Below are 16,857 nucleotides of genomic sequence, written 5' to 3' on the forward strand. Positions count from 1 at the left end.
AATCTTGTTAAAGTGATTTTTTTAAATTTCGTAAGTAATGAAAACGAATAAAAAAGAAATACAGTACTTGGGCAAGTACAAAACACAAAAGCACAACTCCCATTTTAGATGCTATAGATAAGTAGAACAAGCTTTGCAGTGCAATAAATGCAAAAATGCTGTGAATGACGGCCACTACGGTAGGCACAAAGAACAAAAATGCAAGCTGCCCGGTTACAGAGCTTCGAAATTCTCTCGGAGTCAGGCCCATTTTCATCAGTGTTAAATACTGTCTTCGATCGTAATCGAGATCAGCATAGAGCCGGAAGTATAAGAAACTTCCTGCAGCAATGAAGAAAATAGCGGCAAGCAGCATCGCGATAAATAGAAGAATACGGTACATACTTTCTCTGAGAATAAACAGCGTACCGCTGACCGACATTGCATAGGTTTTTCCTGCGTCATAACGTGTTCGTCCATGATCAACAAGTGCATCTGCTAAAAAAGCAGTCTGCTCAAAGTGCTCTACATAAAAACCGGTATATTCATCGACTCGAACAGGACTGTCAATCCGTGCAAATAACTCATCGTGAATAACGAGCGCTTCAAAGCTGTCATCAAAGTCTGCGAGCAGATTATCTGGGATAATCACGTGTTTGGTATAACCTGTTTCTCTAATCGTGACTTCAGGCTCAAGCAGAGTATACTCTTTACGTTCTTTCAGTCTGATTTTGCTCTTGTCATTCTGTGAACTGATGAGAACGTAAGCTTCATTATAATCCGGGGACTCCTCTGACCATTCATACCCGGCGAGCTGAACTACCTGTTTATAATCTGAAAAAGAGATGAGGGGCAGTTCAAAAGAGAATACCTTGCTGTCCTCATCTGGATGAATCGCTGCGTATTTTATCTGAATTTGATCCTCTTTATAGGGGATATTTCGGGCTTTGAGCTCTGATGTAATACGCGTTAAATGGGCATCTTCTGATGAATTACCTTCTTTGGATACATAGCCGACAGCAGCGGGATAATCCTCCAGAAAAAGCTCAGTTACCACATTAATCGAAGCGAATACTCCCAGCGAACAGAAAGAGACCGTTGAAACCATCGTCACCATAAAGAACAGTTTGGCGTGCTCTTTCATTCGGGAAGAAAGCCCTGAGAACATAATTAGATGAGTTCGTCTAAGCGATAGTTTCCGGTTTCTTTTTATCCATTGAAGCAGAATCACACTAAAATGAGAGTAGAACAGATACGTTCCAACCATGGTAATGATAACTACCGGAATCACCCGGATATAGATGCTCTTCGTATCCGACCCGGCTGCTAGTGTATAACCTGTACCCAGTAAAATCAAGCTTAGTAAAGCAAGCGCCTTTGAACCTTCCGGTTTTGTTTTGTTCTTAGCTGCTGCTTGAAAAAGATCAATGAGTTTCTCTATCCGCACGATTCTCGAAGTATAAGCAGAAATCAGCAGGAATAAGAACACAAAAGCAAAAAGGGTCAGCATGAGAGGCTGCCATGATAAATAAAACGGCAGAGAGCTAATCTCAAGTGCCCTGGCACTGGCGAGAAAAAATAATTTGGCAAACAGCGCCCCAGCTGCAGTCCCTGTCAGGGTTGCAGACAACCCGATGATCATATTTTCTAGGAAGATAACTTTGCCGAGCTGAGCAAGGGTCATCCCATGCATTAACAGGATTCCAAATTCTTTTTTGCGAGAAGTTAAAAAAGAGCGCACAGAGTACAGTACAAACAAGAAAGAAAACAAAAACACCATACATTCTGCCAGAACAAAAGCTTGTACGGCAAGTTCAGAACTTAATCCGCGCCTGATATCAGGATGATAAATCAGCAGTGCATTAATAAAAAATACCATTACTGAGAATGCACTGCTTAAAAAGTAGGCAGCGTAGGTTCGTTTATTCCGAACCACATTCTTAAAGGCGAGCTGTCGTAAGGTCATATCGATCTCCACCCAGCAAAGCTAACATATCTACAATTTTTTGAAAGAAAGCTTGTCTGTTTTCGCCGCGGTATATTTCATTGTATAGCTTCCCGTCTTTAATGAAAATCACCCGCTGACAATAGCTGGCTGCCATGACATCATGGGTAACCATCAGAATAGTGGCATGCTCTTGTTCATTCATTTGCTGCAGCATCATCATGACATCTTTAGATGACTTGGAATCGAGGTTTCCGGTCGGTTCGTCGGCTAGGACAATGGACGGATGATGGATCATCGCTCTCGCAATCGCGGTACGTTGTCTTTGCCCGCCGGAAATTTCATGAATCATGCGGTGACGGATGGGCTCGATTCCGAGGGTCTGAATCACTTCCTCTAGACGAGAATTCATCGCAGAGAGCGGAATGTTATCAAGGGTTAATGGTAAGACAACATTCTCTTCCACGGTAAGGGAGTCCAGCAGATTGAAATCTTGAAAAACAAAGCCGAGTTCACGCCTGCGGAAGAGTGCCATTTCTTTTGCATCCATCAGATACGGATTGTTCCCCCTAATCCTAATATCCCCGGAAGAAGGAGGATCGATCGTAGCAATGGCATTCAGCAAGGTTGTTTTTCCGCTCCCCGATGGACCCATAATGCCTACGAAATCACCGTCTTTTACTTGGAAGCGAATGTTGTCGAGCACTTTATTCTCGATGGAACCTTCATATATTTTGGATACATTTCTTACTTCAAGAAGCGACACTTCACTTTTGCCACCCTTCTCCTGACCGTATTTATTATAATAAGTTCTGCTATGAACTTACCAGCCTGCATTCTTACAGTTAACTTACAGATTTGTAAGACTAGAAAATGAGCCTTATACAAGTGCCTTCGCCTTGTACGGATTCAATCTCAATAGTGTGACCCAGTTTCTCACAGACTTCTCTTACAAGATAGAGACCCATGCCTGTCGATTCAGGTACGGTGCGTCCGTTCTCCCCCGTGAAAAAAGGATCGAAAACCCGCTCTATATCGTGTTTTGGAATGCCAATCCCTTCGTCTCTCACTTCAAGAATGGTGCGCTGTTCCCGCTCATAACTGTCAAAGTATACTTTTCCATTCGCTTGGCGGCTGTATTTCACACTATTCGTAAGCAGCTGAGTGATAATAAATGTCAGCCATTTCTCATCAGATACAATCTTGAGGTCACTCGGTATCTGAATAACAGGAAATACATGATTTCGTATGAACAGTCTCTTCTGATCGGAGGTAATGGTTCTTACGAGGGACCGCAGTGTTATCGTTTCAATATGCAGATCATGTTCAAAAGAATCCAGCCTTGCGGCATACAGCACCATATCAAGACCTTTTCGCATCCGATCAAGTTCATCCTCCATGCCATGGGACAACTCATCATCTCGTTCTTGATTTAATAGATGCATCACTGATAGAGGGGTCTTCATCTGGTGAACCCATTGATTAATAAAATAGATATGCTGTTCCAGCTGTTCCTTCACGCTGAGTAGCTCTGTTTTTTGTTTTCGCTCTTGGTGGAGTAGCAGCTTATGAAGGCTTTCGGCCAGCGGCGCATGTTCAGACCGATAGGTTAGTTCATCAGGGACCGCCTTAGGTCTGGCAAGTCGTTCGTAGAAATGCCGGTGCGTATAGTAGCGATAGATCAAGTAAGAGATCAGTAGACTTGTACTTAGCAGGATCGCATACAGGGAAAGGGAAGAATCACGCATCCCCCCAAGCCAGTAGACGAATGAAATGAGCGCGAGCTGAAGCATATAAATAAATAGTAATGGCACTTGTTCTCTTAAAAACAGCAAGATCCCTTTTTTCATATCTTCTCTTCCAGTTCTGAACGCAGTCTATAGCCTAAGCCTCGAATCGTTTCTACGGCATCCGTCAGTCCTAAAGAACTCAGCTTCTTTCGAACGCGGGTAATGTAGACATTGAGCGTATTATCATCAACAAAAGTATGCTCATCCCAAATCTTTTCAAGCAATCGGTCCCTGGATACCACTTGGCCCGGTTTTTTCATGAATTCGTCCATAATTTTTGCCTCCGTATGACTAAGGTCGAGCCGCTCCTCTTGATAAAATAAAGCGAGTCGTTCCATATTCAGCGTAAGACCAGCCACGGTTATTGAACGATCTTGTTCACGGGATGAATACGAGCCAAATGCTCGGCGAAGATGGCTGTTTACCTTAGCAATGACAATATCATAGTCAAAGGGTTTGGTGAGATAGTCATCCGCTCCGTTTTCAAGAGCCATTACTTGATCCATTTTGCTTTCTCTCGCGGATATAAACACAATGGGACAAGTAGAGCGATTTCGAATTTGTCTGCACCAGTAGTATCCATCATAACGAGGGAGATTCACATCCAGCAGGACAAGATGGGGCTGAAAAGCTTCAAAATCTTCCATAACGGTATCAAAGCGGGAGACGGCAAAAGTATCAAAACCAAATTTATGTAATCGTTTCTCAAGCAAGGTGACTAACGTTCTGTCATCCTCCACGATGAATATTTTAAACATGCTTATTCTCCTTCAGAGCAATATAATCTACTTGATTGTATCAAATTTTGTGGAATGAAGAAAAAATATAGGTGAATCTTGAATATACTCGCTGTGACCGCGGACAACATGATTGCTAATATGTGGCAGTGTTATCGTTGTTATTTATACACTATTATTAATATTGATATATTACATTATCGTTACTGGCCTATGCTGAATCAACTAAGGGTTACTGGTAATCGGCAGATGTCCTGAGCGGCATAATATCATTTAGCATTGGCAATCTTAGGGAGAACAACGATTCATGATGTATTTCTGGTATATGCGAGGTATATATGGAGAAAATCATACTCAAAAAATTAGGATTCACTTTTGTGGTTTTATCTATGTTCATATTCATATCGTTTGCGGGAATTATATTTTTCGCAAAAAGTAAGACCATATTTCAGAAACTGGAAGAGACGATTCAACAAATCGAAGTGTTATATCAGAAAAGCGAGATAAAGAATATACCGACTTTAGTTGAACAAACCGTATTTGTTGTCGATGGGAATACAGGCAAGATCGTGGATATAAGTCAAAATAATGAGCAAGAAATAAATATAGATGATGCGGAATCTACAGAAGAATATGTATCGATCCTGAGTAACAGTTACAACGGAAAACTTATTAATATCAATGGAACGAAAAAGTTTCTTAAAACGAAAAATACAGATGATTTGATCCTTGGCACTTATGTGGAGGCAGCCCCGGTATTCAGGACGATGCGAATACAAATCACTTACTTTTTGGCAGGTATGTTGGCTGTCCTGATCAGTGTCATTATGATAGTCAGGTATCATCTTAGACGATATGTCTTACAAGATATTTTATCCATTGAATCGAATATTAAAGAGTTAATGGCTGGAAATATGGATATTACATTTAAAACAAAATACAATACAGAGTTTCGGCAGATCACAGCGGTACTAAATGACTTGAAAGATAGTTATAAAACAAAAAGAGAAAGAATGTCGAGGATGATTTCTGCCATCGGCAGTCATGCGGCCGTGTTTGAGTGTCTATATTCCATTAACCAGAATTTCTTCTCTGATAATACACCGTGTATCTTAGGGGTGAATGATAAGGAATGGAATGAGATGACGAAGACACCGAAAGGTTTTGAAAACTATCTTACTTCATTGATATGTGACGCTAAAGAAGACATTATTGCGCTAGAAAACGATCGATATATCAGCATTGTGTCCTTTCATAAGGAAAACGAGTTTTACGGGATGATTATGGATAAAACCGATGATATGAAAATGAAAATGAAAATAGAGCAAGAACTTCATGCAGCACAAGAAGGTGCTGAAATGGATCCTTTAACTCTGCTTAGCAACAGAGCAGGACTAGAAAAGAAAGTAAAAACTTCATTAAAAAATGAACCGGGACAAGGAACGATGCTTATTTTTGATCTAGATCATTTTAAATTGGTGAATGATGAGTTAGGACATCCGGTAGGAGATAAAGTACTAGAGAAATTTGCAGGTTGTTTAAAATCGTATTTTAGAAAAAATGACATTGTCGCGAGAATGGGCGGAGATGAATTTGTTGTTTTTATCCATTCACATATTGATGCAGATATTTTATCAGATAAACTTGAGGCTTTATTAGGTACGGTTAGACAGGAATTAAGCAGCTATTATGATCGTTACGGACTTTCAACGAGTATCGGAGCTGCCTATGTAGATCAAAGGATCAATAGTTATGATGATCTTTATAAATGTGCAGATGATGGACTATATATCGCAAAAAGGCTGGGTAAAGACAGATTTTATATTAACAAAGATCATCGTCAGTAGAACAAATTCAAACAAATCATAAGGACTTCACGACTTCTAAATGTGAAAAACATCACAGTAAGGAATTGCCACCTAATTTATAATAATTTACAAATGGTTAAATCAAGCTAGAGGTACGATGTAATTGATTTAGCTAAGTAGAAAGTACAAGAAACATTTAAGAATGACATAAGCACTACGAATAATAGTTTACTGAAAAAGCAATTAGATGTTATAGAGGGAACAAATCTCTCAGGGTTTAAAAAAGGTTTAACTAGCAGGATGATATCATACACCTAGAGTGCTGACCTCTTAACGGAAGAGCTCAGCACAGATTTAATAATTAATTTACCTGAATCAATTTCATAATACCTTTAGTTGCTTCAATCAGGATGATATATAGATCAAAAAGGTTCTATTTGCCTATATATCGTTACAAATTTATCGTTTTAATGAGTTATGAAAATGATTCACTTTATTTTAGAAATTTATAATAAGTGAAATGTAAAGAATGCGGGAGGCTGAAGAGCCTCCTTTTTGTTTGCTCTAATGCTCTAATTTTTACCATGGATCCTATATGTGTGGTATTCACTTCCTCATCGCTGTAGTAGAATGAGATGAGAATATATTGAACAAAAGGGAGAGAAAAGCAGTTTGGAGCAGGATATAGAACAATTATGGAGTAATCAATCTGCAGAGCGGTGGAAGAGACGCAAGAGGGAACTTGCCGCTTGGATTGAACGTCCGAAACCAGAAAATTGGCAAAAAAAACTACTGCTTTTTGATGATATAGAAGTCGATGCTTCCATCTATCCCGCTCTCATGGCTCTAAAAGAGCTTGATTTCAAAACAGAGTATTCCTGTGCAGGCGTGAGTATACTTGATGAACCGGAGGACCATTCTTTATATGCGTATGTTACTTTAATGGAAGGTCCAAATACGGATCAATTTGTGGAGTATGCAATGCAGCGGATGGGATATCGCCTATTAGTTACTTATGAAAATCTCAAACATCGTTATGACCTTTCCTCATTTTATATCTCACAAAATCGTTCTTTTTGTTATGGGCTTGAACTTTGTGCAAAAGAATTCCTGGCTGTGAAGTCAGCACAATAGACAGTGGGAAAAATGGTTTGAGTAAGTGAGCAGTACATCAGGCTTTTTGTATTACAAAGACGTTAGCCATATAACCTTTTGTGTGCAACTGCGTTCCTACTATAGAGAGGGAGTGATGGAATGCGTAAACGTTCTGCTTGGATCGCTATCGTAACGGTTGCAGTTTCTATGGTTTTTACAGGATGTACGAGGGAAGAACAGTCAGCGCAGGCTACGATCGTTAATAAAGTCCAGCCTGCATATGAAAAAACGTTTAAGGATCTGCATCTTGGAGAGGCGCATTTTTATAGCGCATTTATTCCGAATGGAGCAGAGAAATGGGTTCATTTTGGAATTGATACCTATATTGGCGGGCAGCTCCAGGAAGAGACTCAAGAATTATCTACAGGTAATTTTATAGAAAGAGAAGATGACAAGTATGATCTTGGGCTGGTATTAATGAATCATGGAGATAAGATACTTGCTCAGTTCAATGTTGATGGAACAAGTACTAGCTTATATGAACTACCTAAAGCAAAATTGGAGGAAGGACAGGGAATCTCCACTTCGTGGGCGGAGGCCTTGCCAGAAGATGAAGATGTTCTGCTGATGGAAGGGGAAAAACGAATCTTAGGTGCTTATATAATGAATACAAATGGGCGGATCATTTACCATGATCTATCTGATGCTGGGCAGCTTAAGCAGGCGATTCGGGAGAATCATATCATGCACATTTTGTATATGACATTAGAGACGGTGGATAAAATACCGCAATAGCAATGGAAAAAGCGGAAAGACAATAAGCAGTTGAGAAAGGTGAGATGAGTTGAGATGAGTAGAGCAGAGGGGAAGTTAGATTTAAATCGTGTTGTATTTATTGGAAGAACATTTGACGAGTACCTGTTAATGTTCAACCTTACTCAAGAGGAATTACGTGGACGAAAGATTCTTGACTGTCCTGCAGGTGCTTGTTCTTTTACCGCAATGGCAAATACACAGGGTGCAGATGCTACGGCATCAGACATTGCTTATTATTACCCTTTTGAACAACTTGCTCAAAAAGGATTCGATGATATCGAGCATGCGATGTTAAACATGGAAAAGGCACAAAGTAATTATGCCTGGGATTATTTTAAGTCAGTAGAAGGATTGAAAAAACATAGAATACAAGCATTATTTGATTGTTCGAGTGATATGAAAGAGTACCCTAATCGTTATATTCCTGCTATTTTACCTGTATTGCCATTCAAAGATTGTGAATTTGAATTAACTCTCTCCGCACATTTCCTGTTCATGTACGCCGATCGGTTTGATTATGAATTCCATTTACAATCCATACAGGAGTTACTGCGTGTTACAAGTGATGAAGTACGTATATTTCCTTTAATTGACCTATCTAGTAATAGATATGGACATTTAGATAAGCTCGTCGGTGTGATACAAAGCCAAGGCTGCGTTACAAAAGAAATCAAGGTGCCATATGAATTTCAGAAGGGCGCAAATAGTATGTTAGTCATCAAGAAGGTTTAATATGGAATAATCTCATTTCAAAGAAATGAATAAGCAAACATCGAATGTTTATCATTGTCCATTTTTTTGAATAGTGGTGGAAGAAGGAATGATATGTACAAACCGGCCGTTAATTATTCAGTCATTTCATCGCATGACTTACGTTCGATGATCTATGAACTTTATAACCTTGGAGATGTATTGGAGTGTAGATTTCTATGTAATGGATTGAATGATACGTATTTAATAACCACCAATGAAAGCAAATATATATTACGTATTTACAAGACGAATTGGCGAAATAAGAGCGATATTGATTTTGAAATTGAACTATTAGGATACTTGATATCAAAAGGAATTCCCGTATCTTATTCGTTACCAAAGAAGGACGGTAATTATATTACTGAGATTCAGGCGCCTGAGGGACTACGTTTCGCTGTTCTCTTTACCTATGCGGAAGGTAATTTCTTGGATAATAAGGAAAGCGCGTTGTTATATGGAGAACAAGTAGCTAAGATGCATTTGGTCATGGATCCTTTCAAGTGTAGTCATAATCGATTTTCTATTGATTTAGATCATTTGCTGACGAAGCCTATCCATTCAATTAAGTCCGTTTTTTCAGACAGACCCGAAGATATAGCGTATCTGGAATCCTTGGCATTGCTTTTACAAAAACGGGTAGAAAATATTTCAGATGGTTTAGAGTGGGGAGTATGTCACGGGGATCTTCATGGGTGGAATGTACACTTTCATAATGATACTTTAACTCATTTTGATTTTGACTGCGGGGGTTATGGATGGAGGGCATATGATCTCTCTGTTTTCCTCTGGTCAAGAGTACGAGGGCGTACGAAAGAACACTTCAAGAACGAATCTTGGAACATTTTTTTAGAATCGTATCTTAAAATCAAACCGTTATCGGATATCGACCTAGCATCGATTTCGACCTTCGTAGCAATTAGAGAAATATGGTTAATGGGACTTCATACAGGGAATTCAGAAGTTTGGGGAGCTAACAATTACGGTGACCACTTTAGCGGTAATGTAAAATTTTTAAAAGAATGGTGTGAAGAGAACGATATAAGCTAAGAAATACTTCTTCTATGGCTTTGGTTATAAAGTCTGATAAGAGAATGATAGATTGCTGGTTATCAAAATGAACACGATAGAACGATAGCTTAATTAAAAGGCAGCTGATCCTCATGATCTGCTGCCTTTGTTAGACTATACAAGCTAATCACTTGTCAAAATTACAAGGGAAAATGATAAAAACGTCAACCAGGAAGAACGGTATGGCCTCATAACACGAACAAGAAAATTAGTTCTATTATGGTATTATCTAAGATTCATAGTATCGGTGAGAGATTGAAGTACTGGGAGGTAGGTGGGTATGGAATACAGCATACGCTTGGCGGAGAAAGAAGATATTAAAGATTTACTTGATGTGAGAAATAACGAGGATTTATTAATAACGTATTTGAACCAACAAGAAAATAAGGAAGTATATCTCCTTGTTGCTGAGATGGATAGATCCATCATTTTGGGGTTCGGTCTTTTAAAACTGAAGGGTAACTTATATCCTAAATTGAGTGACTTATATGTAAATGAGAAATATCGTGGCCATGGTATTGGTTCGAATTTAATTAGACAACGCGAAAAAATGGCAAGCAAACTTGGCTATTCTGAAATATTCGTTAGTGTTGATCCAATTGAAAATCCGAAAATGATAAAGCTTATAACCAAGCTTGGATACAAACAAATTACTGAACCATACTCCAAAACAGCACGATTCCATAATGAAGACGGGATAGCATATGAGAAAACTTATACAAGGATTGATTTAAAGAAGTCATTGAATTAAGGGAGTTGAGAAAGTGGGATGGGAAGTTCGAATCAATGGGATGCAGAATGGGAAGTTTCTGAAAAATTGGCTTCAAGATTAATACACAGTCAATTAGGACATCCTGCTTGTGATTTGAATGTTGTGTATAGCTTTTTACCCCCGGAAGCGCGTGCTGACTTTTTTAATGTATATGGGGAGGTAGATGAAGAAACTAAGATGTTAGCTCGTTTGATTGCCGTATATATTCCAACTGGAATCATGATGCAGGCAATTGATGACAATGACGAGAGGTTAGTTGATGAAGCAAGAGCGAACATAAAACGTGCTCTCACTGATTAAGCAATGCCATTGCGATAAAGGGAAGAATTCTGGTTTCACCTAGCGATAAAGAAATGGGAGTTCGACCGCCGAACGGAGGACTCACAGGAGAACAACCACCAATGCTGGAATCAAATTGACGAAGAAGTGTACAACCTAGAGCTGAAATTGAGTTCTTGATAGATTATGGGCCTCTACCGAACAAGTTTCATGTTGAACAAATTACTGAAGGTAATAGACGGAGGTAATGGATAAAGAAAATATTTTTTAAGCACCTGCCTAAATAGGAGTCTACTACTATTCATATGGGGTTTGGTGGATGGATGAGAAAAAATCCAATGAGCTTACGGTGACGCTTTTTACTATTTTGTTTTAGAATTCGTATAAATAGCTTGATGCATAGGCATTACGTTAAAGAAAAATGGCAGGATAGTCATTGCAATTTAACTTCTCGTAATGTAAAATACATAAAGGAAAAATATGGGAGGTGTGGGAGTATGAGGTGGAAACAGAAGACTTACATTCAGTCGACATGCGTAATTTCATATTTCCATTCCATTAAGACGCTAAAGCATTTATTGCTTTAGTGTTTTTTATTTTATGGGGGGTGTAGTCATTGTCAAGGTACAAAAGGGTTCTCGTTAAGCTAAGTGGTGGAGCAGTTGCAGGAAACTCTGAATTTGGTTTTGAGCCAGAAAGGCTAGATTATATTGCAGATGAAATTATGTCTGTAGTAAATTTAGGCGTTGAAGTATCGTTAGTTATAGGTGGGGGTAACATTTTCAGAGGTAATATGGCCGAAAGCTGGGGGATCGAAAGGGCAGAAGCTGATAACATTGGGACGCTTGCAACTGTAGTAAATAGTTTAATGCTCCGCGGAGTTCTTAAAGCCAAGACGAAAAAGGAAGTGCGAGTAATGACAGCAATACCTATTACTTCAGTTGCTGAACCATACATCCGTCTAAGAGCAACCCACCATCTAGAAAAAGGCTACATTGTAATTTTCGCAGGAGGGAACGGTCAACCGTATGTTACAACAGACTATCCTTCAGTACAAAGAGCCATTGAGGTCAATTCTGACGCTTTATTAGTTGCAAAGCAAGGTGTTGATGGTGTTCTTAATGCAGACCCTAAATTTGATAGAAATGCAAAGAAATTTCGTTCGCTTCATTACAACGACATTTTAGAACATAACTTAAAAGTAATGGACCAATCAGCTTTCATTTTGGCAAGAGACTACAATTTACCAATGCATGTGTTTAACTTCGATAAACCAGGTTCAATGAAAGAAATTTGTGAAGGTAAGAATAATGGTACGATAATTAGTGGTGAATCAATTTTAGAGTTGGAATGAAGATGCTAGAGGACTAGTCTCCCTTAATTTCGCGAAAAGATCATTTCACGAAAGAGAAGTTCAAGGAGTTTTCTGACAGGGAGACATATTCTTTTTCACAGCATAATCATAGTAAAAAACTGATAAAAGATATAAGAGAAAACGAATGTCAAAACAAACGATACAAGAGATAATTTTCGATTACTATTCCATGTTCGAAATCCGTTAGCCAGATATAAAATAATGAGAGAAAAGAGAATTAGTAAGATATTTTTCCAAAACAGCAAATTTAAAAGTACAGTTAAAGCAGCCAAACACCATATAACTGTAAACCATAGTGGATACTTCAATAAATATTTTCTAAACATGTGATCCTCCTAAAAAGTCCTTAATGTAATTATTGACCAATTATTATTCGTCACTTCTTGATTCATACCTTTATCATAAATAGACTCTGATAGGAGATGAGATTGACGGTGACATTATTTTACTATATTGCTGCAAGCCATGAGCTGCCGACAGGCTCATTCGGCCAGAAAAAAACAGTTATGACTATTCATGATTATATTAAAAATGTGAACCCGGCTGCTAAGGATCAACGCTTTATGCAAACACTGCTAGAGAAATACCCGAAAGGGGATAAACTTATGGATGTCTATGATACGGAAGAAGATGCAGCGGGATTATATATAACCGGTCCCTTAAACGGACAATTCTCGCCTTTTCTCCGCTATCCATTCGTTTACCAGGTGAACGCCGAAGGGGGTTCCTTCAAAATTAATGATGAGATTAAATATTCTCACCCTATTTTATACCAAACAAGCAAAAAATGCTTAGTAGAGCTATTCAATTATTTACACAGCAATATGGAAATAGGTGAGGATTTAGAGCTGTATTGCTGTTGGGCGCATGGACAGAGAAGATTTTCGGATGCTCCTAACAAAGAACTCGATCTTTTGATTGACCTAGCCACATTTCAATTGGGGAATGAATTCGAGTGGAAAGAACGTCAGTATATATGCGTTAAGAAGTGAATCAAGGTGCAGTTAACTATTAAGCGAACGGAAAAAAGACAGCTGAACACAGCAGGGAGCAGCTTGCCAGTTGGCAGCTGTTCTTTTAACTATGCAAACCGGCAGGATGAAGCAGTGAACCAGTTGAATTCACTATATACTTATAAAATGATGGATTTAAATACAGAAAAATACAACCGATATAATCTTTTTGTTCTAGGCTCTGTTTTAAAGAATAATAGCGAACGATATTACGCCTAGTTAAAGGGGATGACTAGTATAATGAGATATATTACGATTGTGTTGTTTAGTTTTATTCTAATATTATCGGCTTGTACTCAACTTGAAAAAGAACAAGGGTATTCAGGAATCATTGTAGATGATAAAGTCATGGGCTATGGGAGTACACCGTAAGCCAATATGATAATTCACTCTCATGGAAGGTAAGTTACAAAGGAAGTGTAACCACGAGCGAAGAAAGTATCGACAATAAGGATGAATTAGAAGATTACATGTTGGCTGTTAGCGAAAGTAAAATAATACATTCGAAGCTTATTATATCGTTATTATACTTTTTAATTGTTGTAGTAATTGCGTTTTTACTGTTTAAAAAGAACAGAAAAACACTTAAAGATAGTACAATTGTAGTTGTATTAGCGAGTATGATTGCATTATTTATTGCTGTTGATGCAGCTTATGATTTAAGTGTTGCGTTACAAGATATTAAACTTCACTATCTAAGGCTAACTAATTGAGATCATGAGGAACCCAAACCAGTTACTACAATACCTTAAAAATGTACAAACCTTATGGTCTGTATCCGTATGAAAAGACGAACATAAAAGCCAAGAAAATAAAAATAACTGCTGATGGGATGAAACTCACAACAATCAATACCTTAGCTTGCTTGCTCTTCACTCCAGTAAACCATTTGTAATAGATAAAAAGGAGAATTACTATCATAGGCAGGAAGAAATAGCCGGCGATAGTATCAACCCAGCCCGAATTTTCATCCCAATATGCCTTTGGTACAGGGAGGATATTTTCATATTGCCTATCAATTTTGTTTTTAGTTACGATAAAGATATAAGAAATTAAAGAATAATAAGCTACTATGGCAGCTTTGATCCACCAATAAAAAACTTATTGAAAATTATTACAAGAAGGATGATAGCCAGAATTATAAAGAAACCCATATATGTTTCTAAAATATAAATCACCTCTATTGTATTTTACCTAATAAGTGTAAGTGTTTCCATGTGTTTTGTTTTTTTCTGTTTTCCTGTTCCAAAGATTAAAAATAATGTGATTGTTAACTATTGAAAAAAGGCACCATCCAAAGAATAATTTTATAAAAAGATTTGTTTCAGGGATTTTTTACGTTAGGGGGCTATCATTAGTGAAGCAAATGCTAAAGCTTTCATCTTTTTTGCTATTGGTATTTTTAATCATGAGCGGGTGTAATACAAAAAGTGGGAATGAAGAGTCGCTAGGAATTATAGACGCTTACGCTGGTGATTTATTAGATTTTAAAGATGCATATGTCGGAAATGCCAGTGCAGTAGGGAACATCGTAAGTAGGGTGGAAAGTGCCGAGCAATTCAAAGGGTTTGAACTGAAAACAGACGAGGAACCATATGGCATCATTCTGAACTATGACGGAAATGACGCAGAAAAAAATCATAAGAAAACAGTTGTTTATAACGCTACATTTTTATTTGCATTAATTCAGAATGTAGATTGGGTAACGTTTAATTTTACTAATGAAGAATACACAATCATGAAAGAGAAACTGAAAAGTTGGTATGGAGAAGATTTTACAGAAATACAAAATGAAGATGAGATGAAAATATGTATACAAAAACATTTGGATGATGATAAATTAAACCAGTTATTCAGATAAAGGGGTTAAAACCATTGCTAAAAGGGCAGAGTTGTTTTAATGAAATTTTTGTATCTATTAAATTGGATCGATTATACTGTAGTGTATCTATAGAAGTTAACTAATTGATAATAAGATACTGGTTTAAGAACTTCGGAGGACGGCATCTATGTGTACAATCACTTATACTAACATTACGGGAAATTTGTTTATCGATCTTTTTATTTTTCTGATCATAGGTCTAATTAGCATTTATTTTAGTTTACCTATAGTTTACTCGGAATTTAAGGAGATAAAGCAAGAGGAAAGCCGAATATGGAAGATAATTTCGATGATGTGTATACCTATCTCAGCAAGTGTAGGAGTACTTGCTTTCGGTTGCTTATTTGTATGTATTTCAATATTGAACTTGATTGCAGAAATCGCTTGTAAAATATGATCGCTAAAGTTAACAATCGTGCGGATATTTGATATCAAAAAAAGTGCACCTTTTGAAGATACCAAACTTCCCCAATTGTTCTACTTTGATGATTGAACTAACAGAAAAATGATAGTTGAATATAGAGGGGAGAGAAGCTTGCCAATTGGCAGTTGCCCTTTTTTATTATACAAAGAGGCAATTTAACGCAACAAATATATCTTGAATTTATGATATGGGTTACCGTAATATATCTAAACACAAAGTACAGTTTGTCCACAAAATATACATCAAAATATAAAGACAAAGCCACTCCTAACAAAGGGGTGGTTTCTTCGAATATTGTTACTATATCGGGAAATTAAATGGGAAAGGTATATTTTAATTCATTTGAAACGTATTTTATCCATTCGTTTTGCGGCGACACGATCTCAGGTAACTTGTTAATTGGAGACCAAAACAATTTGAAAGTATGATTATCCGCTTGCTGTTCCCACTCACTAAGTTCGCTATTTGTGTGTAAATGATAAAAATGTCTTTCAACCGTTGATGCTAATTGTGTTTCCTCTACCCAACCTGTTATTTGATAAGTGACGTAGTTTGGTGCTGGATATTTATCTCCTTCAATATAGGAGATTTGTACAAACTTTTCGTTCTTGCGTTCGTGTTTGACAGTAATACCCCTTCTAATCTCAGCCCAATGTGAACTTGATAAGTCTGGTCTTGAATAGACCTTTGCTTTTTGAAAAACGATGTATCTATCTCCTGAAAAGTTCAACTCTTGTTTTCCTATATAATTACATGAAAGAAATTCATTTAGCCCAGTTTCTTCAAAGGCTTCACGTAAGGCAGACTGTTTAAAATCCTCATTTATCTCAACCGTCCCTGCTGGAAATTGAATACCTGCATTTGGATGTTGTATTAGAAGCAGTTCAATATTGTTCTTTTTCTCCCTAGTAATAAAGCACGTGACTTTTCCCATTACATTAGGTTTTATCATTATTTCCCCCACAAATTATATTCTTTTAAACCCTTTTTACTTTACTATATATTGGAAAAACATTCTATATCGTTTCGGTTTAAAATTAACGCTTAGTCGGTCGATGTGCATAGCATCTATTCAAATCCAAGAGCATTAGGAGTGGTGTACACCACCCCCACCCTGTGTC

General features: G+C 37.7%; 16 protein-coding genes and 1 pseudogene. 12 read left to right on the plus strand and 5 right to left on the minus strand.

The features are described from left to right. Positions 1-7: 7 nt before the first annotated feature. From QPK24_RS10205 to QPK24_RS10220, 4 genes are all read right to left on the minus strand, one after another. On the minus strand, positions 8-1,945 hold the full coding sequence (locus QPK24_RS10205) for an ABC transporter permease (RefSeq protein ID WP_285748379.1): 1,938 nt from the start codon (positions 1,943-1,945) through the stop codon (positions 8-10). After that, positions 1,920-2,690, minus strand: a complete 771-nt coding sequence (locus QPK24_RS10210; RefSeq protein WP_285748381.1) for an ABC transporter ATP-binding protein — start codon at positions 2,688-2,690, stop codon at positions 1,920-1,922. The genes QPK24_RS10205 and QPK24_RS10210 overlap by 26 nt, the downstream gene beginning before the upstream one ends. 100 nt (positions 2,691-2,790) lie before the next feature. Then, complete coding sequence (locus QPK24_RS10215) at positions 2,791-3,774, minus strand: sensor histidine kinase (protein WP_285748383.1); 984 nt, start codon at positions 3,772-3,774, stop codon at positions 2,791-2,793. After that, positions 3,771-4,472, minus strand: a complete 702-nt coding sequence (locus tag QPK24_RS10220; RefSeq protein WP_160036979.1) for a response regulator transcription factor — start codon at positions 4,470-4,472, stop codon at positions 3,771-3,773. Before QPK24_RS10220 ends, QPK24_RS10215 begins: the two co-directional genes overlap by 4 nt. 317 nt (positions 4,473-4,789) lie before the next feature. On the opposite strand from QPK24_RS10220, the gene QPK24_RS10225 reads away from it, so the two are divergent. The 12 genes and pseudogenes from QPK24_RS10225 to QPK24_RS10280 all read left to right on the plus strand — a co-directional run bounded on the left by QPK24_RS10225 (position 4,790) and on the right by QPK24_RS10280 (position 15,291). Next, positions 4,790-6,298, plus strand: coding sequence for a GGDEF domain-containing protein (locus QPK24_RS10225; RefSeq protein WP_285748386.1), 1,509 nt, complete (start codon positions 4,790-4,792; stop codon positions 6,296-6,298). Positions 6,299-6,931: 633 nt separating this feature from the next. After that, positions 6,932-7,393 carry a hypothetical protein gene (locus QPK24_RS10230; RefSeq protein ID WP_285748388.1) on the plus strand — a complete coding sequence of 154 codons (462 nt, stop codon included), beginning with the start codon at positions 6,932-6,934 and terminating at the stop codon, positions 7,391-7,393. 120 nt (positions 7,394-7,513) lie between these two features. Beyond that, positions 7,514-8,149, plus strand: a complete 636-nt coding sequence (locus tag QPK24_RS10235; protein ID WP_285748390.1) for a hypothetical protein — start codon at positions 7,514-7,516, stop codon at positions 8,147-8,149. Positions 8,150-8,203: 54 nt separating this feature from the next. Next, positions 8,204-8,902, plus strand: coding sequence for an SAM-dependent methyltransferase (locus QPK24_RS10240; protein WP_285748392.1), 699 nt, complete (start codon positions 8,204-8,206; stop codon positions 8,900-8,902). Positions 8,903-8,995: 93 nt separating this feature from the next. Further along, positions 8,996-9,970, plus strand: a complete 975-nt coding sequence (locus QPK24_RS10245) for a phosphotransferase enzyme family protein (protein ID WP_285748394.1) — start codon at positions 8,996-8,998, stop codon at positions 9,968-9,970. Positions 9,971-10,271: 301 nt separating this feature from the next. Beyond that, positions 10,272-10,742, plus strand: a complete 471-nt coding sequence (locus QPK24_RS10250; RefSeq protein WP_285748396.1) for a GNAT family N-acetyltransferase — start codon at positions 10,272-10,274, stop codon at positions 10,740-10,742. A gap of 93 nt (positions 10,743-10,835) precedes the next feature. Further along, positions 10,836-11,063: pseudogene (locus QPK24_RS10255) on the plus strand (aminoglycoside phosphotransferase); the annotation flags it as partial. Positions 11,064-11,658: 595 nt separating this feature from the next. Further along, the gene (gene pyrH / locus QPK24_RS10260) at positions 11,659-12,396 is read left to right on the plus strand and encodes a UMP kinase (protein ID WP_285748398.1); all 738 of its coding nucleotides are present in this window, start codon (positions 11,659-11,661) and stop codon (positions 12,394-12,396) included. A gap of 455 nt (positions 12,397-12,851) precedes the next feature. Next, on the plus strand, positions 12,852-13,409 hold the full coding sequence (locus QPK24_RS10265) for a hypothetical protein (protein WP_285748400.1): 558 nt from the start codon (positions 12,852-12,854) through the stop codon (positions 13,407-13,409). 6 nt (positions 13,410-13,415) lie between these two features. Then, positions 13,416-13,649, plus strand: coding sequence for a hypothetical protein (locus tag QPK24_RS10270; protein WP_285748403.1), 234 nt, complete (start codon positions 13,416-13,418; stop codon positions 13,647-13,649). Positions 13,650-13,670: 21 nt separating this feature from the next. Further along, positions 13,671-13,802, plus strand: a complete 132-nt coding sequence (locus QPK24_RS10275) for a hypothetical protein (protein ID WP_285748405.1) — start codon at positions 13,671-13,673, stop codon at positions 13,800-13,802. A 994-nt stretch (positions 13,803-14,796) separates the two neighbouring features. Beyond that, a complete protein-coding gene (locus QPK24_RS10280) occupies positions 14,797-15,291 on the plus strand; it encodes a DUF4825 domain-containing protein (RefSeq protein WP_285749252.1) in 495 nt (164 codons plus the stop codon). A gap of 758 nt (positions 15,292-16,049) precedes the next feature. On the opposite strand, the gene QPK24_RS10285 is transcribed toward QPK24_RS10280, so the two are convergent. Beyond that, entirely contained in the window at positions 16,050-16,688 is a 639-nt protein-coding gene (locus QPK24_RS10285; protein WP_285748407.1) for an NUDIX domain-containing protein, read from the minus strand. Between the last annotated feature and the right edge of the window lie 169 nt (positions 16,689-16,857).

Origin of the sequence: Paenibacillus polygoni, from assembly GCF_030263935.1 — a bacterium.
Lineage (GTDB): Bacteria > Bacillota > Bacilli > Paenibacillales > Paenibacillaceae > Paenibacillus > Paenibacillus polygoni.

What these genes read in the sequence shown, in the direction of transcription:
- QPK24_RS10215 (WP_285748383.1), bottom strand. Translation starts at nt 3,774, where the DNA reads ATGAAAAAAGGGATCTTGCTGTTTTTAAGAGAACAAGTGCCATTACTA.
- QPK24_RS10235 (WP_285748390.1), top strand. Translation starts at nt 7,514, where the DNA reads ATGCGTAAACGTTCTGCTTGGATCGCTATCGTAACGGTTGCAGTTTCT.
- QPK24_RS10275 (WP_285748405.1), top strand. Translation starts at nt 13,671, where the DNA reads ATGAGATATATTACGATTGTGTTGTTTAGTTTTATTCTAATATTATCG.
- QPK24_RS10220 (WP_160036979.1), bottom strand. Translation starts at nt 4,472, where the DNA reads ATGTTTAAAATATTCATCGTGGAGGATGACAGAACGTTAGTCACCTTG.
- QPK24_RS10225 (WP_285748386.1), top strand. Translation starts at nt 4,790, where the DNA reads ATGGAGAAAATCATACTCAAAAAATTAGGATTCACTTTTGTGGTTTTA.
- QPK24_RS10240 (WP_285748392.1), top strand. Translation starts at nt 8,204, where the DNA reads ATGAGTAGAGCAGAGGGGAAGTTAGATTTAAATCGTGTTGTATTTATT.
- QPK24_RS10285 (WP_285748407.1), bottom strand. Translation starts at nt 16,688, where the DNA reads ATGATAAAACCTAATGTAATGGGAAAAGTCACGTGCTTTATTACTAGG.
- QPK24_RS10245 (WP_285748394.1), top strand. Translation starts at nt 8,996, where the DNA reads ATGTACAAACCGGCCGTTAATTATTCAGTCATTTCATCGCATGACTTA.
- QPK24_RS10205 (WP_285748379.1), bottom strand. Translation starts at nt 1,945, where the DNA reads ATGACCTTACGACAGCTCGCCTTTAAGAATGTGGTTCGGAATAAACGA.
- QPK24_RS10250 (WP_285748396.1), top strand. Translation starts at nt 10,272, where the DNA reads ATGGAATACAGCATACGCTTGGCGGAGAAAGAAGATATTAAAGATTTA.
- QPK24_RS10280 (WP_285749252.1), top strand. Translation starts at nt 14,797, where the DNA reads ATGCTAAAGCTTTCATCTTTTTTGCTATTGGTATTTTTAATCATGAGC.